At 63.2% G+C, this 20750-nt stretch carries 25 protein-coding genes; 19 read left to right on the top strand and 6 right to left on the bottom strand.

What is annotated here, in order from left to right:
• Positions 1 to 20: 20 nt before the first annotated feature.
• The gene (locus DYZ14_RS02895; protein WP_154719258.1) at positions 21 to 701 is read left to right on the top strand and encodes a hypothetical protein; all 681 of its coding nucleotides are present in this window, start codon (positions 21 to 23) and stop codon (positions 699 to 701) included.
• Complete coding sequence (locus DYZ14_RS02890; RefSeq protein ID WP_154719257.1) at positions 698 to 1048, top strand: hypothetical protein; 351 nt, start codon at positions 698 to 700, stop codon at positions 1046 to 1048. Before DYZ14_RS02895 ends, DYZ14_RS02890 begins: the two co-directional genes overlap by 4 nt.
• A 45-nt stretch (positions 1049 to 1093) precedes the next feature.
• On the opposite strand, the gene DYZ14_RS02885 is transcribed toward DYZ14_RS02890, so the two are convergent.
• Positions 1094 to 1909: a quinoprotein dehydrogenase-associated SoxYZ-like carrier gene (locus tag DYZ14_RS02885; protein ID WP_232365411.1), complete on the bottom strand. Its 816-nt coding sequence runs from the start codon at positions 1907 to 1909 to the stop codon at positions 1094 to 1096.
• 174 nt (positions 1910 to 2083) lie between these two features.
• Between DYZ14_RS02885 and DYZ14_RS02880 the strand changes: the two genes are divergently transcribed.
• On the top strand, positions 2084 to 3148 hold the full coding sequence (locus tag DYZ14_RS02880) for a quinoprotein relay system zinc metallohydrolase 2 (protein WP_154719256.1): 1065 nt from the start codon (positions 2084 to 2086) through the stop codon (positions 3146 to 3148).
• 10 nt (positions 3149 to 3158) lie between these two features.
• Here the strand turns inward: DYZ14_RS02880 and DYZ14_RS02875 are convergent, their stop codons facing one another.
• A complete protein-coding gene (locus DYZ14_RS02875; protein ID WP_154719255.1) occupies positions 3159 to 3752 on the bottom strand; it encodes a hypothetical protein in 594 nt (197 codons plus the stop codon).
• Positions 3753 to 3918: 166 nt separating this feature from the next.
• On the opposite strand from DYZ14_RS02875, the gene DYZ14_RS02870 reads away from it, so the two are divergent.
• From DYZ14_RS02870 to DYZ14_RS02845, 6 genes are all read left to right on the top strand, one after another.
• Entirely contained in the window at positions 3919 to 5046 is a 1128-nt protein-coding gene (locus tag DYZ14_RS02870) for an S-(hydroxymethyl)glutathione dehydrogenase/class III alcohol dehydrogenase (protein ID WP_154719254.1), read from the top strand.
• 8 nt (positions 5047 to 5054) lie between these two features.
• Complete coding sequence (gene fghA / locus DYZ14_RS02865) at positions 5055 to 5885, top strand: S-formylglutathione hydrolase (RefSeq protein ID WP_154719253.1); 831 nt, start codon at positions 5055 to 5057, stop codon at positions 5883 to 5885.
• Between the two features lie 267 nt (positions 5886 to 6152).
• Entirely contained in the window at positions 6153 to 7955 is a 1803-nt protein-coding gene (gene xoxF5 / locus DYZ14_RS02860) for a lanthanide-dependent methanol dehydrogenase XoxF5 (RefSeq protein WP_154719252.1), read from the top strand.
• Positions 7956 to 8034: 79 nt separating this feature from the next.
• On the top strand, positions 8035 to 8565 hold the full coding sequence (locus DYZ14_RS02855) for a c-type cytochrome, methanol metabolism-related (protein ID WP_154719251.1): 531 nt from the start codon (positions 8035 to 8037) through the stop codon (positions 8563 to 8565).
• Positions 8522 to 9391 carry a substrate-binding domain-containing protein gene (locus DYZ14_RS02850; protein ID WP_154719250.1) on the top strand — a complete coding sequence of 290 codons (870 nt, stop codon included), beginning with the start codon at positions 8522 to 8524 and terminating at the stop codon, positions 9389 to 9391. The genes DYZ14_RS02855 and DYZ14_RS02850 overlap by 44 nt, the downstream gene beginning before the upstream one ends.
• On the top strand, positions 9388 to 9978 hold the full coding sequence (locus DYZ14_RS02845) for a PQQ-dependent catabolism-associated CXXCW motif protein (RefSeq protein ID WP_154719249.1): 591 nt from the start codon (positions 9388 to 9390) through the stop codon (positions 9976 to 9978). The genes DYZ14_RS02850 and DYZ14_RS02845 overlap by 4 nt, the downstream gene beginning before the upstream one ends.
• On the opposite strand, the gene DYZ14_RS02840 is transcribed toward DYZ14_RS02845, so the two are convergent.
• From DYZ14_RS02840 to DYZ14_RS02825, 4 genes are read right to left on the bottom strand one after another with little or no spacing between them, the layout of a single operon-like run.
• On the bottom strand, positions 9972 to 10823 hold the full coding sequence (locus tag DYZ14_RS02840; RefSeq protein ID WP_154719248.1) for a quinoprotein dehydrogenase-associated SoxYZ-like carrier: 852 nt from the start codon (positions 10821 to 10823) through the stop codon (positions 9972 to 9974). The genes DYZ14_RS02845 and DYZ14_RS02840 overlap by 7 nt on opposite strands.
• A gap of 4 nt (positions 10824 to 10827) precedes the next feature.
• On the bottom strand, positions 10828 to 11802 hold the full coding sequence (locus DYZ14_RS02835) for a YVTN family beta-propeller repeat protein (protein ID WP_154719247.1): 975 nt from the start codon (positions 11800 to 11802) through the stop codon (positions 10828 to 10830).
• Entirely contained in the window at positions 11774 to 12307 is a 534-nt protein-coding gene (locus tag DYZ14_RS02830; RefSeq protein WP_154719246.1) for an SRPBCC family protein, read from the bottom strand. Before DYZ14_RS02830 ends, DYZ14_RS02835 begins: the two co-directional genes overlap by 29 nt.
• 8 nt (positions 12308 to 12315) lie before the next feature.
• Positions 12316 to 12825 (bottom strand): DUF3280 domain-containing protein, encoded by a 510-nt coding sequence (locus tag DYZ14_RS02825; protein WP_154719245.1) that lies wholly within the window; start codon positions 12823 to 12825, stop codon positions 12316 to 12318.
• Positions 12826 to 12950: 125 nt separating this feature from the next.
• Between DYZ14_RS02825 and DYZ14_RS02820 the strand changes: the two genes are divergently transcribed.
• The 10 genes from DYZ14_RS02820 (at position 12951) to gfa (ending at position 20559) form a co-directional block, all read left to right on the top strand.
• Positions 12951 to 14138 carry an ABC transporter substrate-binding protein gene (locus tag DYZ14_RS02820; protein ID WP_154719244.1) on the top strand — a complete coding sequence of 396 codons (1188 nt, stop codon included), beginning with the start codon at positions 12951 to 12953 and terminating at the stop codon, positions 14136 to 14138.
• A 1-nt stretch (position 14139) separates the two neighbouring features.
• The gene (locus DYZ14_RS02815) at positions 14140 to 15114 is read left to right on the top strand and encodes a YVTN family beta-propeller repeat protein (protein ID WP_154719243.1); all 975 of its coding nucleotides are present in this window, start codon (positions 14140 to 14142) and stop codon (positions 15112 to 15114) included.
• A 35-nt stretch (positions 15115 to 15149) separates the two neighbouring features.
• On the top strand, positions 15150 to 15605 hold the full coding sequence (locus tag DYZ14_RS02810; protein WP_154719242.1) for a hypothetical protein: 456 nt from the start codon (positions 15150 to 15152) through the stop codon (positions 15603 to 15605).
• 27 nt (positions 15606 to 15632) lie between these two features.
• Positions 15633 to 15890 carry a hypothetical protein gene (locus DYZ14_RS02805; RefSeq protein WP_154719241.1) on the top strand — a complete coding sequence of 86 codons (258 nt, stop codon included), beginning with the start codon at positions 15633 to 15635 and terminating at the stop codon, positions 15888 to 15890.
• Positions 15891 to 15980: 90 nt separating this feature from the next.
• On the top strand, positions 15981 to 16952 hold the full coding sequence (locus tag DYZ14_RS02800) for an ABC transporter substrate-binding protein (RefSeq protein WP_154719240.1): 972 nt from the start codon (positions 15981 to 15983) through the stop codon (positions 16950 to 16952).
• Complete coding sequence (locus DYZ14_RS02795) at positions 16945 to 17706, top strand: ABC transporter permease (protein ID WP_195949794.1); 762 nt, start codon at positions 16945 to 16947, stop codon at positions 17704 to 17706. The genes DYZ14_RS02800 and DYZ14_RS02795 overlap by 8 nt, the downstream gene beginning before the upstream one ends.
• Positions 17703 to 18335 carry an ABC transporter ATP-binding protein gene (locus DYZ14_RS02790; protein WP_154719238.1) on the top strand — a complete coding sequence of 211 codons (633 nt, stop codon included), beginning with the start codon at positions 17703 to 17705 and terminating at the stop codon, positions 18333 to 18335. The genes DYZ14_RS02795 and DYZ14_RS02790 overlap by 4 nt, the downstream gene beginning before the upstream one ends.
• On the top strand, positions 18332 to 19060 hold the full coding sequence (locus DYZ14_RS02785; RefSeq protein WP_154719237.1) for an ABC transporter ATP-binding protein: 729 nt from the start codon (positions 18332 to 18334) through the stop codon (positions 19058 to 19060). Before DYZ14_RS02790 ends, DYZ14_RS02785 begins: the two co-directional genes overlap by 4 nt.
• Positions 19057 to 19851: an ABC transporter permease gene (locus DYZ14_RS02780; protein WP_154719236.1), complete on the top strand. Its 795-nt coding sequence runs from the start codon at positions 19057 to 19059 to the stop codon at positions 19849 to 19851. The genes DYZ14_RS02785 and DYZ14_RS02780 overlap by 4 nt, the downstream gene beginning before the upstream one ends.
• A gap of 138 nt (positions 19852 to 19989) precedes the next feature.
• Positions 19990 to 20559, top strand: coding sequence for an S-(hydroxymethyl)glutathione synthase (gfa, locus tag DYZ14_RS02775; protein WP_115672013.1), 570 nt, complete (start codon positions 19990 to 19992; stop codon positions 20557 to 20559).
• Positions 20560 to 20750 lie beyond the last annotated feature (191 nt).

The raw sequence follows: 20750 nt of genomic DNA, 5'->3' as shown, positions 1-20750 counted from the left end.
TAGGAAAAGGGAGGATTTCGATGCGTGTCTTTCTGCTTCTTCTCGCCCTGTTCGGCGGGTCGACAGCGCCGCTGTCGGCCGCGGAAACCTATGATCTGCTGTTCCGCAAGGGAGCGCTCTCGGGCCTTCCCGCCTCGCTCCCACCGGCGGCGGGCGAAGAAGGTCGAGACATCCTCGTCTACGACCGGATCGTCTCCCCCCTCAAGAAGGACGAATCTGGCGACACTGACACGATCGGCTTGCAGTTGACCTCGGACGACAATGCGGCGCTGATCCTGCATCGTGGACCGCAGATGCGTATGATCGGCACCTTCCCGGCTTCGGTCGGCAACCCGCTGATCATGTACTTCCTCGAGACGGCCGTCGCGGACATCGCAAAGCAGTCGGGCGGGAGCCCGTTCTACATGCGCAACCGCATCAAGGAAGCGCTGCTGAAGGATGCCGAGATCGTGCCGGTCTCGGTTCGCATCGGTGATCGCGACATTGCCGCAAGGCAGGTGACCATCCGGCCCTTCGCCGAAGACAAGGCGCGTGGCCAGATGGGGCGGTTCGCCGAACTGGCACTCGCCGTCACCGTCTCGCAGGATGTGCCTGGCTGGTACTATTCGTTGAAGGCGTCCGTTCCCGAGGGATCGACGCCCGCCGATATCGGCTATTCCAACGCCATCACTCTGACCCAGGGCGGGAATGCGAAACCATGAAGCGGCTCCTGATCGGTCTTGCCCTGGCACTGGGGGCCGGCTCCGCCGGCGGGCAGGGCATGCCCGAGCGGCTCAACGACTATCCCACCGAGGCGCGCACCGACTATGTCTTCGGCTGCATGGCGACAAACGGGCAGACCCGCGAGGTCTTGCGCAAATGCGCCTGTTCGATCGACATCATCGCATCGATCCTGCCTTACGAGAAATATGTCGAGGCGGAGACGGTGCTTTCCCTGCAGCAGGGAAGCGGCGAGCAACTGGCCATGTACAAGACCGCAGTCGTGTCGCAGACCATGGTGGCCGAACTCAGGCGTGCCCAGGCGGAAGCCGAGATGTTGTGCTTCTGAAGCACCCACTAAGGTCAGCACGCAGGTCTGAGGACCGGTCAGGCCTCAGGCCGGCGGTCGCTTCGGCAGGACCCGATCGAAGACATTGCCCTCGGTGTCGACAGCGTGCACCACGAAATCGGGTGAGCCGTCGTCCAGGTAGCTGAAGCGGAAGACCGGGTTTTCGCTGATCGAGATTCCGCCCTCCAGTGCGAACAGCAGGTCCTCGCCCTGGCGGACTTCGAGTTCGGTGATGAAATGCGCCCCGATGAACAGTTGGGTGATCTGGTCACGCTGCAGCCCGGAATAGTTCGGGTGGCGGATCATGATCTGCGCTTCGCGCCGCCCGCTCTGATCCGGCGTGGCCGCGTCGAACAATCTAAGCCGCATCTCGCCCATGCCGGCGAGCGCTGCGGAAGGGTCCTTGGTCGCGGGAGCGGAGCATCCGCCGGAAGCCTTGACGAAACGTCCGGTCATGTAGCTGCCGTCCGGCGTGTCGGCGATGACGCGGATGTTGGAATACTGGTTGACCCGCACGCGGGTCTCGAACTTCAGCGGCGTCATGGAGGGACCGAAGCGGATTTCGGCGGCAAGTGGTGCGGGGTTCTCGTCGATCACCAGCTTGATCGCCTGTATCGGCCCGGTGCCCGCCTCCCTTTGTTCGATGACGACCGGCACCGTGGCCGCGTCATTGGCGCGATAGGGCGCCGTCACCGTCAGCAGGGCGGAACCGTCGCTGAGCGGGACCTCGCCGGCGATGGCATCCTTGATCGTCGCCCAGGTCGCGCCTTCGACAAGCGGATTGTCGGCGACGGGCTCTTCGGCTACGGCCAGCCCGGCGATGAGCAGGAAGGACATTCCGGCTAGAACCTGGCGCATCATGGCAAAGCCCCTCTTCTTCCAAGCACCGGACGCGGTGCCGGCCCGCTTGATTTTGTATCATACGCCCTGAGGCCGTTGCGCAGAACCAAGCCTTTCGGATGTGTTGCGGGGCTTGCGTGCCGGTCTCAGGCTGGATGATCAGGGACGTCGCGGGGACGGATGCGGAGGTGAGGTGTGTTCGAGGCATTCGTTGCAATCTGCCTGCTCGCATCGGGCGATGCGCAGGCCGGCACGCAAGCCCCACAGCGATGCCGGACGGCCCTCCTGCCGGGCTATGCGTCGGAGAGCCAAGCGGATTGCGAGGCGGGCGTGCGCGCCAATCCACCCGCCTGGCTGGCGAGGAGTAGTGCTGGTGTGCCCCATTGCGAGCCCCGGCCGCCGGCCCGGCTCGCCTTCGTCGAAGCGGCTCCCGGCCTCTTCGTCCACCGCGGCGCGATCGCCGAACCCGATGCGGCGAATGCCGGCGATGTCTCCAATATCGCCTTCGTCATCGGCGAGCGCAGCGTAGCGGTCATCGATTCCGGTGGTTCGCGCCAGGTGGGCGAACAGGTCTATCTTTCCATTCGCGCCATAAGCGACCTGCCGATTTCGCATCTCATCCTTACGCACATGCATCCGGACCATGTCTTCGGCGCCGAGCCCTTGCGCGAGGCGGGTGCGCAGATCGTCGGCCAACTGAACCTGCCGCGGGCGCTGGCCGACCGGGCCGGCAGCTACGAGACGAGCTTCGGGCGGTTGATCGGCGCGCCGGCTTTCCTCGGCAGCCGGATCATTGCGCCGGATCGGGCCGTCGCCACATTGGAGAAGATGGATCTCGGCTCTCGCGTGATCGAGCTTGAGGTGTGGCCGACGGCGCATACGGCAACGGACATGACGGTCCTCGACCTCTCCTCGGGGGTGCTGATCGCCGGCGATCTCGTATTCCACGAGCATGCCCCCGCTCTGGATGGCTCGCTCAAGGGCTGGCGATCGGTTCTCGGGGATCTTGGCAGGGGGCCGGCGCGTCGTGTTGTTCCCGGCCACGGCGGCCCGCTGCTCGACTGGCCCCAAGGCGGCGAGCCGCTCGGGCGATATCTTGGCGTGCTGGAGACCGATACGCGTGCCGCCCTTGCGGCAGGCTTGACGCTTAGTGCGGCTGCCACCGTCATCGGTTCGGCCGAGGCAGGGCACTGGCAACTGTTCGACCTTTACAATCCGCGCAATGCCACCGTCGCCTATACGGAGCTCGAATGGGAATAGCGGGTTTCGGTCATTGCGGCAGGTGCTTCAAAAGCAGTTGGGCGACCGCATAGGCGCGCTTTTCAAGCAGGACCGGGGTTTCGCAGACATAGGTCAACGCGCGCGAACGATCGAGGAAGATGCGCTCGTTCCAGTCCATCTCCTCCTCGAGCTTGTCGATCCGGTCGAAGTCGGGTGCCTTCTCCGCGGTCAGTTTCGCCATTTCGCTCCGCTCCGCTTCGATCTTCTGGGACAGTTCGATCTGGCTGCGCGAATAACGGGCAATGCCGCCGATCAGGCGCAGGCGATCCGCGGAGAGCTTGTCGAAGACAGCGTGGAAGACGTTGCCGAGCAGTTGTTCGTCGGCCGCCTGCTGCTCGAGGAAGGTGCGGATGTGGGCCTCCGCCTCCTCCAGGCTGACGCGGCGCAGTGCCAGCACGGCCGCCAGTTCCTCAGCCTCCGGGGGCAGAGGTGTCCGGGCCACGGGATGCGGCCACATCAGGCCGGCCGAAAGATTTTCGACCTTGCGCTGGATGCAGGGCCAGTCGGGATCGGAAAAATCCGCGGCAGCGACCAGACCTGGAAAGAGCGCCAGCAGAAACCCCAGGTGCATGGCTTTCATCATGAGATCCTCCTCGACCTTGTGTCACTATAGGCAAACGGAGGCAGATACCAAAGGTGCCGATTTACACACTAAGGTCGCAATTGTCAGTGCGCTTGGCTGGTCTGTAATCTCATCCCAATGTCGCAGAAAGCGGGCATTCAATAACGCAGATTTCGGGAGGCACTCCATGCGCACACGCGCTGCTCTGGCTGTTCAGGCCGGAAAACCCCTTGTCGTGACAGAGGTAGAGCTCGAAGGCCCGCGGGCCGGCGAGGTGCTGATCGAGGTCAAGGCGACCGGGATTTGCCATACCGACGATTTCACGCTCTCGGGCGCCGATCCGGAAGGCCTGTTTCCCGCCATTCTCGGCCATGAGGGCGCCGGCATCGTCGTCGATGTCGGCCCCGGCGTCACCTCGGTGAAGAAGGGCGACCATGTTATCCCGCTCTACACGCCGGAATGCCGCGAATGCTATTCCTGCCTTTCCCGCAAAACGAACCTCTGCACCGCCATCCGCTCGACGCAAGGCCAGGGCCTGATGCCGGACGGCACCTCGCGGTTCTCGATCGGCAAGGACAAGATCCACCACTACATGGGCTGCTCGACCTTCTCCAACTTCACCGTGCTGCCGGAGATCGCGGTCGCCAAGGTCAACCCCGACGCCCCCTTCGACAAGATCTGCTATATCGGCTGTGGCGTCACCACCGGCATCGGCGCGGTGATCAACACCGCCAAGGTCGAGATCGGTTCGACCGCCATCGTCTTCGGCCTCGGCGGCATCGGGCTGAACGTGCTGCAGGGCCTGCGCCTGGCCGGTGCCGACATGATCATCGGCGTCGACATCAATCCGGACCGCAAGGAATGGGGCGAAAAGTTCGGCATGACGCATTTCGTCAATCCGAAGGAAGTCGGCGACGACATCGTGCCCTATTTGGTCAACATGACCAAGCGCAACGGCGACCTGATCGGCGGCGCCGACTATACCTTCGACTGCACCGGCAATACCAAGGTCATGCGCCAGGCGCTGGAGGCAAGCCATCGCGGCTGGGGCAAGTCGATCATCATCGGGGTGGCCGGCGCCGGCCAGGAGATCTCGACGCGTCCCTTCCAGCTGGTCACCGGCCGCAACTGGATGGGCACGGCATTCGGCGGCGCACGCGGCCGCACCGACGTGCCGAAGATCGTCGACTGGTACATGCAGGGCAAGATCCTGATCGACCCGATGATCACCCACACCATGCCGCTCACCGACATCAACAAGGGCTTCGACATGATGCACAAGGGTGAGAGCATCCGCGGCGTGGTGGTCTATTGAGAACGCCAATGGAACTCGTCTCGCAAAACAGGTGCTTCGGCGGCACGCAATCGGTCTATCGACACCGGTCCGAGGTTTGCGATGGCGAGATGACCTTCGGTCTGTTCCTGCCACCGCAGGCAAAAAGCGGATCCGTGCCGCTGCTCTGGTACCTGTCCGGCCTGACCTGTACCCACGAGAACGCCATGACCAAGGCAGGTTTGCAGCGGCATGCGGCGGAACACGGCCTGGCGGTCGTCTTTCCCGACACGTCGCCGCGCGGCGAGGGCGTTGCCGACGATCAGGCCTATGACCTTGGGCAAGGCGCCGGTTTCTACGTCAATGCGACCCAGAAACCCTGGTCGCGGCACTTCCGCATGTACGACTACATCGTTACCGAACTGCCCGCGCTGCTGATGGCCAATCAGCCGCTCAACGGGGTTCACGGCATTACCGGCCATTCGATGGGCGGGCATGGCGCCCTGACGATCGCCTTTCGCAATCCGGGACTGTTCCGTTCGGTTTCCGCCTTTGCGCCGATCGTCAATCCGACCCGGTCGGACTGGGGCCGCAAGCAGTTCTCGGCCTATCTGGGCGACGACGAGGCGCATTGGGTGGACTATGATGCCTGTCTCCTTCTCGCCGAGCGCGGATGGGCCGGCGACATCCTGATCGACCAGGGCGCGACCGACCAGTTTCTCGATCTGCTCAAGCCGGAAGCGATCGCCAGCCTGATCGCCGAACGGCGTCAGCCGGGTGTGGTGCGGATGCAGGCCGGCTATGATCACAGCTACTATTTCGTCGCGAGCTTCGGCGAGGATCACATTCGCTGGCACGCCGAACGGCTCAAGGCCGCGTGACGGAAATGCGTGGCGTCGGTTGGGCCGCCGCCACGCGATCTGCCCCGAATCGAAAGGCACGGGTTGCTGCCTTCAATTGTAAGTTTTGACGCACTTAACGGATCGGAGGAAGGGGATCGTTACGGAATGGGATCGACGCTGCGGAAAGCCGTGTCGCGATCTTGGGGGATTTTCGCGCAGCCGATGCCGGGAAGGAGGAGACCGTAAGGTTTTCCCGGGGCGAAGAGGGTGGAAGCCCTGATCGGTGTCACTCAACGGGAGGATGAAATGAAACGACTTCTCACATTGTTTGCCGTGTTGTCCATGGGCGGTGCACAACTCGCCTACGCCAATCCGGAACTGCAGAAAATCATCGATGACCCCAATCAGTGGGCCATCCAGACCGGCGACTACGCCAACCAGCGCTATTCCAAGCTCGACCAGATCAACAAGGACAATGTCGGCAAGATGCAGGTCGCCTGGACCTTCTCGACCGGCGTCCTGCGTGGTCACGAAGGTTCGCCGCTGGTCATCGGCGACATGATGTATGTCCATGCGCCGTTCCCCAACACGGTCTTTGCGCTGGACCTCAGCAAGGAAGGCCAGATCGTCTGGAAATACGAGCCGAAACAGGACGCCGACGTCATTCCGGTCATGTGCTGTGACACCGTCAACCGCGGTGTGGCCTATGCCGACGGCAAGATCTTCCTGCATCAGGCCGACACGACGGTTGTCGCGCTCGACGCAAAGACCGGCAAGGTGGTGTGGAGCGTCAAGAACGGCGATCCGAAGAAGGGCGAGACCAATACCGCGACCGTCCTGCCGGTCAAGGACAAGGTCATCGTCGGTATCTCGGGCGGCGAGTTCGGCGTCCGCGGTTCCGTCACCGCCTATTCCATCGCCGATGGCAAGCTGCTCTGGCGCGGCTATTCGATGGGTCCCGACAGCGACACGCTGATCGATCCGGAGAAGACCACCCATCTCGGCAAGCCCGTCGGTGCGGATTCCGGTCTGAACACCTGGGAAGGCGATCAGTGGAAAATCGGCGGCGGCACGACCTGGGGCTGGTATTCCTATGATGCCGAAGAAAACCTGATCTACTACGGTTCGGGCAACCCTTCGACCTGGAACCCGTCGCAGCGTCCCGGTGACAACCGTTGGTCGATGACCATCTTCGCTCGCGATGCCGATACCGGTGTGGCCAAGTGGCTCTACCAGATGACCCCGCACGACGAGTGGGATTATGACGGCATCAACGAGATGATCCTGACCGAACAGGAGATGGACGGCAAGGCGCGCAAGCTCCTCACCCATTTCGACCGAAACGGCTTCGGCTACACGCTGGACCGCGTCACGGGCGAACTGCTGGTGGCGGAAAAGTATGACCCCGTGGTCAACTGGGCGACCGAAGTCGTGATGGACCCGAAGTCCGAGCAGTATGGCCGGCCGCAGGTGGTCGCCCAGTATTCCACCGAACAGAACGGCGAGGACGTCAACTCGACCGGCATCTGCCCGGCGGCGCTCGGCACCAAGGACCAGCAGCCCGCGGCCTATTCGCCGAAGACCGAACTGTTCTACGTGCCGACCAACCACGTCTGCATGGACTATGAGCCTTTCCGTGTCAGCTATACCGCCGGCCAGCCCTATGTCGGGGCAACGCTGTCGATGTATCCGCCGGAAGGCAGCCACGGCGGCATGGGCAATTTCATTGCCTGGGACAACAAGGAAGGCAAGATCAAGTGGTCTCTGCCGGAGAAGTTCTCCGTCTGGTCCGGCGCTTTGGCAACGGCCGGTGACGTCGTGTTCTACGGCACGCTGGAAGGCTACCTGAAGGCCGTCGATTCCAATACGGGCAAGGAGCTCTATCGCTTCAAGACGCCGTCCGGCATCATCGGTAACGTCATGACCTACACCCATGGCGGCAAGCAGTACGTGGCTGTTCTGTCCGGTGTCGGTGGCTGGGCCGGTATCGGCCTCGCAGCCGGCCTGACCAACCCGACCGAAGGTCTGGGCGCGGTCGGCGGCTATGCGGCGCTCAGCGACTACACCGCCCTCGGCGGCACGCTGACCGTCTTCTCGCTGCCGAACTGACGAACGGTTTCGCCCAGGTGACTGGCGCGGGTGACCAAGACCCGCGCCAGTTCGTTCTCAAGGCCCAAAAGGACGAATTATGACCAGACCAGCATCAGCCCTGCCGATCACGTTTGCCGCACTCGCGCTGCTTGCCAGCGCCGCGACGGCGCAGGATGCGGAAAAGCCCGACAACATCACGGCCGCCTCCAATGAGAACGGTCGATACCTCACCGCCGACGGCGTGCCGACCTACAATGTCGCGCCCGATGGCACGATCGACTGGCTGACCTATTCCGGCTTCCGCCGCTACCATTCCGAATGCCATGTCTGTCACGGCCCGGAAGGCGAGGGCTCGAGCTACGCGCCCGCGCTCAAGACATCCGCGATCACGATGGACTATTACGACTTCGTCGATGTGGTCACCAATGGCCGCAAGAAGGTCAATGCGGCCGAGAATTCGGTCATGCCGGCCTTCGGCCAGAACGCCAATGTCATGTGCTACCTCGACGACATCTACGTCTATCTCAAGGCACGTGGCACCGATGCGGTCCCCCGCGGACGGCCCGCCAAGAAGGAGGCGAAGCATGAGGCGATCCGCCAGGCGGAGGCCGATTGCCTTGGTCACTAGTCGCATCGTCATTGCTGGTGCCTTGTGCCTCGCGAGCCTCGCCGGGATACCGGCCCTCGCCCAGACATCCGACCTGGTGTCGAAGACGGCCTTTCGCGTCTGCGCCGATCCGGCCAATTTTCCCCTGTCGGACAAGTCGGAGGCGGGGTTCGAGAACAAGATCGCCGAGCTGATGGCGAGCGAGCTCGGCTTGCCGCTGGAGTATACGTGGTTCCCGATGGCGACGGGTTTCATCCGCAAGACCCTGCAGGCCAATGCATGTGACGTGGTGATCGGCTATGCGCAGGGCGACGAGATGGTGCTCAACACCAATCACTACTATACCTCCGGCTTCGTCCTGATCGTACCTGCGGACGGACCGCTCGCCGGCGTAACGACGATCGGCGATCCGGCGCTCAAGGGCAAGCGGGTGGGGGTGGTGGCGGGCAGTCCGCCTGGAACCCACATGGCGCTGCATGGGTTGTTGGCCAAGGCGAAGGGCTATGACCTGATGGTCGACCGGCGTTACCAGGATCCGGCGGGCGACATGCTGGCGGATCTCGAGGCCGGCACGATCGACGCGGCGATCCTGTGGGGGCCGATCGGTGGTCCGCTGGTGAAGCAGAGCCACCCGGGTCTCAAGATCACGCCGCTTCTCTCCGAGCCCCTGCCGCCGAAGATGTTCTATCGCATCACGATGGGGGTGAGGCAGGGCGAGAAGGTCTGGGAGCGCAAACTCAACTCGCTGATCCGCCGCAACCAGGCCAAGATCGATGCGATTCTCGCCGATGCGGGCGTTCCCCTTCTCAACGACATGGGAACAGGTCCTCTGGAAGCGAAGAAATGACCTGGGGACGGGTGGCGCTTCTGGCCTTGCTCTGTCTTGCGCCGACGGCGCTCACCGCAGGGCAAGCCGGTGTTGCTGGGCAGGCGGGCGGGTCGCCCTCCGTCGAGGAGCCGGCTGACTATCGCGAAGACGAGTACAGGTCGCCCGTTCCAGCCACGCTTGCCGGCGCAACCGTCGTTTCGACCGATGAGGCCTATGCCCTCTGGCAGGGAGGAGAGGTCGCGTTCATCGACGTGCTTCCCCGCCCGCCCAAGCCGGCCAACCTGCCCGAGGGCACTATCTGGAACGAAAAGCCGCGCATTTCGATCGAAGGGGCTATCTGGCTTCCCAATACCGGCTACGGCAAGTTGGCCGACGTCACGCTCGCCTATTTCCGCGCCGGCTTGGAAAAGGCAACTGAGGGCGACAAAGGCAAACCGGTCCTGTTCTTCTGCCTTCCCAACTGCTGGATGTCATGGAACGCTGCCAAGCGGGCGCTCGAGCTCGGCTACAGCCAGGTCTACTGGTATCCGGACGGTAGCGAAGGCTGGACTTTCGACGGCTATCCGACTGCGCCTTTGCAGCCCGAGCCGGGGGCGGATCAATAGCTCGTCAGCCGCTGCGTCTTGCGGCTCACCGTGCCGTTCGTGTCCGTCATCGTCACATCGACCACCTGGGTCGCGGCCGGTATCGACAATCTGAACTCCGGATTCTCGCTCAGCGAAATCGACCCGGTCACCTCGACGAAGGACTGGCCGTCCAGATCGATGTTGATCGTCTCGACATAGCGCATGGGGATGAAAAGCAGGGTGATCTGATCCATCTGCATGCCGGAGTGGCTGGGATGGCTGATCCCAAGGTTCAGCGACGCCTGCTGGTTCCGCAGGCGTGAAAACTCGCCCAGCAGGCTTGACGAGCCGCGGGCCTCATGGCCGATGTCGATCGTCATGTCGCCCAAAGTCGCGAGCGCGATTGCGGGATCGCTGCCCGGAGGGGCCGCGCAGGCGCCCAGCCCGGAGGTCTTCACGAAGCCTTCGGTGGAGACGAGTTCGCCATTGGTCAACTCCGCCACGACATGAACCGGCGTCGGACCATTGACCCGCACGGTCGCCTCGAAGGCGAAACGTGCCATCGGTCGCGACAGGTGGAAGACCGCGGAAACCGGCATCGGGTTCTCATCCAGCACCAGGGTCACCGCGCGTATCGACTGGCCATCCGGAGCGGCGAGCGTGGCGCCGATGACCGTTCTGGCATCGTTTGCGGAGCGATAGGGCGCTTCCAGCGATACCGTTCCGTCGCCGGGCGCGATCGGTCGGTTGCCATAGAGCTGTTCCCGGATGGCTGGCCAAGGGTCATCTTCGGCAGCGCTCGCGGGGCCGATCAGGACCGTTCCCACGGCGAAGGCAAGGGAAAGGCACAGGGGCAGGGAAAAACGAAGGCAAAGCGTGCGCATGCCATCACTCCTTCGGCATATCTGTGGTGAGGAACAGGCCGAAGGCGCGCGGACCGTCGCCCGTGGCGATTTCCCCGACCACCTCCAGGCTTTTCGCATCGATGATCGACAAGGTATTGGTGTCCCAGTTGGCGACGGCGATGCGCGCCCCATCCGCGGTCGTGTCTATGCCCTCGGGATAGCCGCCGACATCGATCACGCCAACCTCTGCATAGGTCCTTGCGTCGAAGACGGTGACGCTGTCGCCATACTGATTGGTCACGAAGCCGCGATCGGTGGCAAAGGCGATGCCATAGGGTCGCTCGCCGGTTTTTGCCCGACCCAGGACGCGGCCGCTTTCAGGATCGACGGCGGTGACCGTGTTGCTGCCGACATCTGCGGAAAAGACACGGCCGTCGGGTGCGAAGGCAAGACCAAAGGGGCGTTCACCGACAGTGATGCGGTGCCTGAGCGCAAGTGTATCCGCGTCGAAGATCGACATCTGGTGGGAATCACGATCGGCCGTCGCCAGCCAGCGGCCGTCGGGCGAAATGGCGAGACCGGCCGGAGCGCTGCCTGTGTTCAAGGTCGCCGTCAGGCTCAGATCGTCAGCGGCGAGAACCCAGACGCGGGCGTTGTACCAGTCGGAGACGAAGATCCTGCGGCGCCTGTCGTCAACCGCGATCCCGATCGGGCCGCCGTCCAGTTGGCGTTCAACTTGCGGATTTGCGTCCGCCAGTCCGAAGCGCCGGATCGTCTTGCTGTCGGGGCTGACCGTGAAAAAGGCGCCAAGCTTCTGCGAAACCGCGACGCCGGCCGGCATTCCCGGTACCGGGATCCGCCGGATCTCCTTCATCCGCTCAAGGTCGATGACGCTCAGGTCGCTGGAGGACTGATTGGTCACATAGGCATAGTCGGCCACACCCTCACGCGGCCCCAGAAGAGCCGCGAGGAGACAGAACAGGACTGTTCTATTTGCCGAACTTGGCTTCCAGCGCATCAAGGCCTGCCTTGTAGACCGCGGTTACGGCGGCGATTGCGGCCGCGTCATTGAGGTTTTCCGGCGGATCGTTGTTGGGATAGCCGCGATAAAACGCGCCGCGCCATTCGATATGCGACCCGCCGCTCGCCGTGGGCGTGACTGTCAGGTGCGACGAATAGTTGGTAACCGGCAGCACGGCGACGTCGACCTCCGTGATGCGGTAGGAATAGGTCATCTTCGTCGCGTCATACTTGTACAGCTGTTCCGAGATTGTCGGACCGCCTTCCTTGCCAAGGGTCAGGACGCGCGTTGCATCGATAGCATTGTCGCCCGTGCCCGTCGATTTGAAGACCGCCGGATGCCAGCTCATGTCTTGGAAATTGCCGATCACCGCCCAGACCTCTGCCGGGGCCGCCTTGACGTCGACGGCGAGGGACAGCTTCTGCCGGGTCGGTCCGTGGGCGAAGGCGATCGCCGGAAGGAAGAGAAGAAATGTCAGCAGAATAGTAGGCAGCCGTCGCATGGGTATCCTCACTTTTTGAAGAAGTGGTTCTTGAAGATGTAGTTCAACCCGCGCAGCCAGCTGTCGTCGGTGTTGGAACGGATGTCTACGGCCAGGGCGCGCAGGGTTTGTCCGGTCTTAACGTCGGTCAGGACCAGGTTCATCGACAGGATGAGGTTGGAGACCTTCTGCACCTCGCCGACCAGCACATAGTCGGCACCGAGGCGCTCGGCCATGCGTTGCTCGCAGCCGTAGCAGTCGGCGGGATTGGTGGTGCGGGCGAGTTCGTCCGCGATCGCATCATTGGCGAGAAGGACGAAACCCTCTTCGCCGAATCGCTGCCGCGTTCTTTCTTCCAGAAGCCGGGTGCGCGCCGTCTGGTCCGGACGTTCGCCGTCATAGGCCCCTTCCGTCGAGGTATCGATGAAGGTGATGCCGAGAAAGGCGACCTTGGCGCCCGGCATCAAAGGCTTGTCCAGCGCGGCAAGCGCGAACACGGGCATGAGGGCCAGCAGGAGAGCTATCAGAATACGCTGCATGCAGACCAGCCTAACCACACCGGGACGGTCATACCACGATCCATAAGTATCGGTTTCGCACCATAAACCTCGCTGCTATCCTCCACTTTAAGATGTGTCAGGAGGATTGGGAGGTCATTCCGGCGATGTCTATTCCGCGGCTAACGCTCGCCATCCTTTGGGCTGCCTTGATGTCAACGCAGACCGCGTCGGCCGAGGAGGTGAAAACAGCCGTCCTGCGTGTCGATCTCACAAAGCTGCCGCCTATCTCCCGGCTGGATGTTGCTCCCGCCGATCTCGGTTTTGCCGGTGCGACGCTCGGCAACGAAGACAACCGCACCACCGGTGCCTTTACCGGCATGGACTATCAGTTGACCACCAAGGCCGTTCCGCCGGACCAGGCGGGAGCGGCGCTGGATGAGCTCAAGGCCGCCGGCATACGGCTGGTCGCGGTCATTGCCGATGGCGAGACGCTGAAGGCGCTGGCCGATCGGGCCGGGCCGGACATGCTCATTCTAAATGCGGGCGCGCGCGACGAGGCGCTGCGCGACGCGGAGTGCCGGGCGAATGTCCTGCATGTGGCGCCGAGCCGGCAGATGATCACCGACAGCGTCGTTCAATTCCTGATGTGGAAGAAATGGTCGCGCATTTTGCTGGTGCACGGTTCGCATCCCGAGGACAAGCTGCTGGCCGACAGCTACCGAAAGTCGGCAACAAAATTCGGCGCGAAGATCGTCGAGGAGCGCGAATTCGTCGATACCGGCGGCGCGCGGCGTACCGATACCGGCCATGTCCTGGTGCAGAAGCAGATCCCCGTCTTCATGCAGGAGGCCGAGGAGCATGACGTGACGGTCGCGGCCGACGAGACCGACGTTTTTGCCGCCTATCTGCCTTATCATTCCTGGGACCCGCGTCCCGTCGCGGGTTCGGCCGGCCTGATGCCGCTCACCTGGCACCAGGCGCATGAATCCTGGGGCGCCACGCAATTCCAGCGCCGTTTCGAAAAGCTGACGGGGCGGGGCGCCCGTGACGAGGATTATCAGGCCTGGCTTGCCATGCGGGTGATCGGCGAGGCCGTGACGCGATCGGGCAAGGCTGACGCCGGAACGATCCGGTCTTTCCTGCTGTCGAAGGATTTCGAGATCGCCGCGTTCAAGGGGCAGAAGCTGACCTTCCGCCCCTGGAACGGCCAGTTGCGCCAGCCGATCCTGCTCGGCGATGGCCGCATCACCGTCTCCGTCTCGCCGCAGGACGGCTACCTGCACCAGTATTCGCCGCTCGACACACTGGGCACGGATGCACCCGAAACCGCCTGCCGCGCCTTTGGAGGATAGAATGCTGAAATACGCCTGGATGATCCTGCCCGCCGCCATTCTGGCGAGCGAGCCCGCGCTTGCCAACAAGGTGTTCGTCACCAATGAACGGGGCAATACGGTCACCGTCCTCGACAGCAAGACCTGGGAGAAGATCGCCGAGTTCCCCGCCGGCAACCGGCCGCGCGGCATCACCATCAGCCCCGACGGCAAGGAGCTCTATGTCTGCGCTTCCGACGACGATACCGTCCGCGTTTTCGACCCGGAAACCTACAAGGAGATCCGTACCCTGCCGTCGGGTCCCGACCCGGAACTCTTCGCGCTCAATCCTTCCGGAAATCCGCTCTATGTCGCCAATGAGGACGACAACCTGGTGACCGTCGTCGACGTCAAGACCTATCAGGTCCTGGCGGAAATCCCGGTCGGGGTCGAGCCGGAGGGCGTTGCCGTCAGCCCCGACGCCAAGACGCTGATCAACACGTCCGAAACGACGAACATGGCGCATTTCATCGACACCTCGACCTACGAGATCGTCCACAATGTGCTGGTCGACCAGCGGCCGCGCTATGCCGAGTTCACCGCCGACGGCAAGAAGCTCTATGTCAGTGCGGAGATCGGCGGGACCGTTTCGGTCATCAATCTCGGCACGGAGGCGCCGAAGGTCGACAAGAAGATCACCTTCGAGGTGCCGGGCGTTCTGCCGGAGTGGTTGCAGCCGGTCGGGGTCAAGGCGACCAGCGACGGCTCGCGGGTCTTCGTCGCGCTCGGTCCGGCCAATCGCGTCGCGATGATCGACGGCAAGACCGACGAGGTTCTGGACTATCTGCTCGTCGGCCAGCGGGTCTGGCAGATGGCGTTCACGCCCGGCGAGGAGTTTCTCGTGGTCACCAACGGCAATTCCAACGACGTCAGCATCATCGACGTGAAGGCCGAAAAGGTCATCCGTTCCGTTCCCGTCGGCGAACAGCCCTGGGGAGTGGTCGTCGCGCCGAACTGACCAGTTACCAATCAAAACGATATTGGGAGGATTTCATGCGCAAAATTGTTATCGCGGCTTTCGCCGCACTGGTCACTTCGACCGTTACCCTGGCTCCGGCTGCGGCTTCACCGCTGTGCGACAAGCTCGGCTTTGCCGGACTTCTGGCCAAATGCAATCGCGGCGAGCCGATCGAGATCACGCTCGCCTCTGGCCAGCCGCTCGCCAAGGGCGATGTGGCGCTGCAATCCGGCGCCTATTACGAGATGAAGATCACGGCGGACGGTTCGGCCGAGCTTGCGATTACCGGTGCTCCGTTCTTCCGGGCGATCTGGATGAACGAGATCGTCATCAACGGGATCGAGGTTCGCCCGATGGCAATCGATAGCCTCGAGTTCGACCAGGCGGGCGTCGCGACCATGTCGTTCATTGCGATCAAGCCGGGTTCCTATGAGGTTCGCATTCCAAATACCACGAGCGACAGCCAGAAGATCACGATTTCGATCCAGTAAGCCAACATCGACAGAGGGATGAAGACGATGAAGATCAGCACGATGAAGTACCTGCTTGTTGCCGCCTTTTTGACCCTGCCCGTGGCAGCCGGGGCACAGGAAGTACCAGCGGAGAAGGTGACGGCGATCCAGGCCATGCTGAAGACCATGCAATGCGAGGTCGATCCGGCCAATATCGAGGCCGATGGCGAGGGTTTCGAGCTCGATGATGTTTTCTGCGCCGACGGCCAGTATGACATGGATCTGAAGGCCGACTTGACTGTGGCGGAGAAACGCAAGGAATAGGCGAGACGTTGGCCGCTGGGCGGACGAATCGCATAGAGATCGGCCGGACAGGAACCGGGAAGGCGGCGGTAAGCCGTGGGAGGACGCGCGATGGGTAAACTGGGACGTTTCTTGGCGACGGGCCTTTTGGCGCTCGGCCTTTCGCCGGCTCTGGCCGGGGATCTGCCGAAACTGCGGGCGGCCATGCTGGCGTCCGGCACGGTCAACTGGGAAATCACCACGATCAAGGCGAACGCGCTCGACAAGACGAACGGGTTCGAGATGGCGGTGCAGGACTATGCCGACAACGGCGCGACGCGCGTCGCCTTCGAGGGCGGCGAGGCCGATACCATGGTGGCCGACTGGATCTGGGTCGCCTATCAGCGCGCCGCCGGCAAGGATTATGTCTTCATCCCCTATTCGCGGGCTGTCGGCGGACTGGTCGTCAAGGACGACAGCCCGGTCAAGGCGCTCGACGATCTGAAGGGGCAAAAGATCGGCATTGCCGGAGGGCCGCTCGACAAGAGCTGGCTGATCCTTCGTGCCTATGCGACCAAGAAGCATGGCATGGATCTCGCCAAGGAGACCGAACAGGTGTTCGCCGCGCCGCCGCTGATCTTCAAGTCGGCCTTGTCCGGCGAGACCGCGGCGGCGATCAATTTCTGGCATTTCCTCGCCAAGATGAAGGCCAAGGGTATGCGGGATCTGGTGACCGTCGCAGACGCGGCGACCGAACTCGGGCTGGACCCCGATACTCCGCTCCTGGGCTATGTGCTGAAGGGCGAATTCGTCAAGGCACATCCCGAGGTGGCGCAAGGGCTCTACAAGGCCTCCGTGGGGGCGAAGGAACTGCTGCGCACCGACGACCAAGCCTGGGAGGGTCTGCGCGGAATGATGAACGCAGCGGACGACGCCGAGTTCGTTGCCTTGCGCGACGGGTATCGAGCCGGAATCCCGAGTGGCAAGCCGATCGACGAAGCGGCTGCCGATCGCTTCCTCACGCTGATGGCGGAACTTGGCGGCGAGGAACTCGTCGGCAAGGCGACGACGCTTCCGGAGGGAGTGTTCCTGCATCTTGAGTGAGTTTGCCCGCCATCCGTCAATTGTTCGCGCGCTGTCGCTCGGCCTGCTCCTGCTGGTCTGGGTCGGCGCGGCGGCGCTGACGGCGGATGCGAGCATCCTGCCGCAGCCATGGGCGCTCGGCGAACCCTTTGCCCGCGCGGCTGGCTCTGGCGCGCTGCCTTATCATCTCGCCATGACGCTCGGGCGTGTGGTGATGGCCTTCGTGCCGGCCATGGCGATCGGCGTGGCGCTGGGTTTCCTGATGGGGCGCTATCCCGCCTTCGATCGCTGGCTCGACCCCTGGCTGGTGGTGTTTCTCAATCTTCCGGCGCTGGTGCTGATCGTGCTCTGCTATCTGTGGATCGGTCTCAACGAGACGGCGGCGATCATCGCCGTGGTGCTCAACAAGATCCCGAATGTCGCCACGCTGATCCGCGAGGGCGCCCGCGCGCTCGATCCCAATCTCGATGCCATGGCCAAGGTCTATCGCATGTCGTCGCTAGCGCGGCTGCGTCATGTCGTCGTTCCGCAATTGGCTCCCTATATCGCAGGGGCCGCGCGCGCCGGCATCGCGGTCATCTGGAAGATCGTGTTGGTGGTTGAATTTCTCGGCCGCTCCAGCGGCATCGGCTTCCAGATCCACTTCTATTTCCAACTGTTTGATGTTGCCATGGTGCTGGTCTATTCGCTGACCTTCATCATCGTCATGCTGATCGTCGAGGCGTTGATCCTGCAGCCGCTCGAGCGCCGGGCGCGGGCCTGGAGGACGGCATGATCAAGATCGACGTCGAACGCAAGGCATTCGGCGAGACCGAGATCCTGCGCGACATTCGCTTCGAAGTGGCGGATGGCGAGACGGTTGCGATCCTCGGGGCTTCGGGGATCGGCAAGTCGACGCTGCTCCGGCTGATCGCCGGCATCGACGAGGCTTTCGAGGGTGAGATCGTCCGACCGTCGAACATCGCCTTGGTCTTCCAGGAGCCTGTGCTGCTGCCCTGGCGCAGCGCGCTGCAGAACCTCACCCTGGTGCATCCGACGCTTGGGGAGCAGGCGGCGCGCGGCGCACTCGAACGCATCGGCATCGCCGACAAGGCCGGGCTCTTCCCTGGCCAGCTGTCGCTTGGCCAGCAGCGGCGACTGGCACTGGCGCGCGCCTTTGCCGGGCGTCCCGCACTTCTCGTCATGGATGAGCCCTATGTCTCGCTCGATCTGCAGACGGCGGAGGAAATGCTGGAACTGACCGAGGCGCTCATTGCCGAAACCCGCCCGACGGTCATCCTGGTCACCCATTCCGAGGCGGAGGCGAGACGGCTGGCCAGACGCACGCTCCGGCTTGCCGGGCGTCCGGCGACGATCATTGACGGAGCGGACCCACCGGCAGCGAAGCGGGAGGTCACGGCATGAAGGGCCTCGAAATCAGCCATGTTGGATTTCGCTATGGCGAACGCAAGGCGCTTGACGATGTCTCGTTCAATGTCGAGCCCGGCCGGTTCTGTGCGCTGCTCGGGCCTAACGGTGCCGGCAAGTCGACGCTCTTCGCCCTTCTGACCCGGCTGATCGTTGCAGACGAGGGAGTGATCAATGTCGCGGGCTTCGACATGGCCCGTTCGCCAAGGGCGGCGCTCGCCCGGATCGGTGTCGTATTCCAGCAGGCGACGCTCGATCTCGACATGACGGTGCGCCGTAACCTGCGCTACTTCGCCGGGCTTCACGGTCTGTCCGGGCGTTCCGCCGCCATCGCCATAGATCGGGCACTGGCACAGCTCGGCATGGCCGAGCGCGCCGACGAACTGGTGCGTGCGCTGAACGGCGGACACCGCAGGCGCATGGAGATCGCCCGCGCCCTGGTCCATCAACCGGAAATCCTGCTGCTCGACGAGGCCACGGTCGGGCTCGATGCCGCCTCGCGCCAGGCGATCACCGATCATGTCCATCAGCTTGCCGAGAGCGGACTTGCCGTCCTCTGGGCGACGCATCTGGTCGACGAGATCGCCATGTCGGACCAGGTCGTGGTGCTGCATCGCGGGCGGGTGTTGAGCAACAGTCCCGCGGCTGAACTGGCCGGGGACCGCGGTCTCTCCAAGGCCTTCCTCGCCATGACGGCCGAAAATGCGGAGGCGACGGCATGAAAGCCTGGCTGACCGCGCTCCTCGCCATCATCACCCGGGAGAACCTGCGCTTCGTCAGGCAGCGCGGACGCTTTCTCGCGGCTCTCGTGCGCCCACTCGTCTGGCTTATCGTTTTCGCCGCCGGCTTTCGCGCCGCGCTCGGCGTGTCGATCATTCCGCCCTACCAGACCTACATCACCTACGAGGTCTATATCCTGCCCGGGCTGTGCGGCATGATCCAGCTGTTCAACGGCATGCAGTCGTCGTTGTCGCTGGTCTACGACCAGGAGATGGGGTCGATGCGGCTCTTGCTGACATCGCCCTTGCCGCGCTGGTGGCTGCTGTTTTCCAAGCTGCTGGCCGGGGTCATCGTGTCGATCGTGCAGGTCATGGTGTTCCTGGGTCTTGCGGCGCTGACCGGCATAGACCTGCCGCCGCTCGGCTATCTCGCCGTGCTGCCGGCGCTGCTGCTGAGCGGCCTGATGCTCGGGGCCTTCGGCCTGGTGATATCCTCGACCATACGTCAGCTGGAGAATTTCGCCGGGGTGATGAACTTCGTCATCTTCCCGATGTTCTTCCTGTCGTCGGCGCTCTATCCGCTGTGGAAGATGGCCGAAAGCTCACCGTTGCTGCGCGACATCTGCGCCTACAATCCCTTTACCTATGCCGTCGAGTTGATCCGGTTCGCGCTCTATGGCCAGTTGAACCTCGAGGCGCTCGCCTGGGTTTCCGCCTGCTTCGTCGTTTTCATGCTGGCGGCGGTGTGGGGCTATGATCCGGCCCGCGCCATGCTGCGCGCGCGCGGTCGATAGTCGCCCAAGACTTACGCCTTCGTCGCATCGTCGCACTGAAAACCGCCACTTTCCGCTATGTTGCCGATCGCCTGATTTGCTCCGATCCTGTCATCGACTGAGACGCTCCAGACGTCCAGACTTGAGGAGGAGGGACCCATGATCAAACTGCATCCGGCCATCGACAACGGCTTTCCGCCGGCTAAGCCCGGCTTCCACGGCGGTACGCTCAAATGCAAGTGCGCGACCAATCCGGTGACCGTGGAAATCAGCTCGCAGACGGCCCACAACCATGCCTGCGGCTGCACCAAGTGCTGGAAGCCGAAGGGCGCAATCTTCGCGCAGATCGCCGTCGTGTCGCGGGACAATGTCAAGGTGACTTCCGGGGCGGAGAAGCTCCAGATCGTCGATCCCAGTGCCACGATCCAGCGTTATGCCTGCAAGGATTGCGGCACGCACATGTACGGCCGCATCGAAAACACCAAGCATCCGTTCTACGGCCTGGACTTCGTCCATACCGAACTCAGCGACGAGACGGGCTGGTCTCCGCCGGAATTCGCCGCCTTCGTCTCGTCGGTCATCGAGAGCGGGGTCAGCCCCGACAAGATGGGCGAGATCCGCGCGCGCCTCAACGAACTCGGGCTGCCGCCCTATGACGCGCTGTCACCGGCGCTGATGGACGCGATCGCGACCCATGTCGCCAAGCAATCGGGTGCGCTTGCGGCCTGAAGAAGGCTAACCATTCCTCCCCCGAGCCCTGTCCGTGTCTCTTCCCTTTCGGAAGCGAAAACGGGCGGGGCTTGAGGTTGTCGGTGACACGCCGGCATCCTTGGGTTGGAAGCGTAAGCAGCCAAAAGCAAAGCCGCCGATGGTGGATCATCGGCGGCTTTGGACGTTTCATGGGATGTCCGCATGCGACC

Source organism: Ciceribacter sp. T2.26MG-112.2, assembly GCF_900492205.1.
Classification (GTDB): Bacteria; Pseudomonadota; Alphaproteobacteria; order Rhizobiales; family Rhizobiaceae; genus Allorhizobium; species Allorhizobium naphthalenivorans_A.
This window is presented reverse-complemented; position numbering and strand designations above follow the sequence as displayed.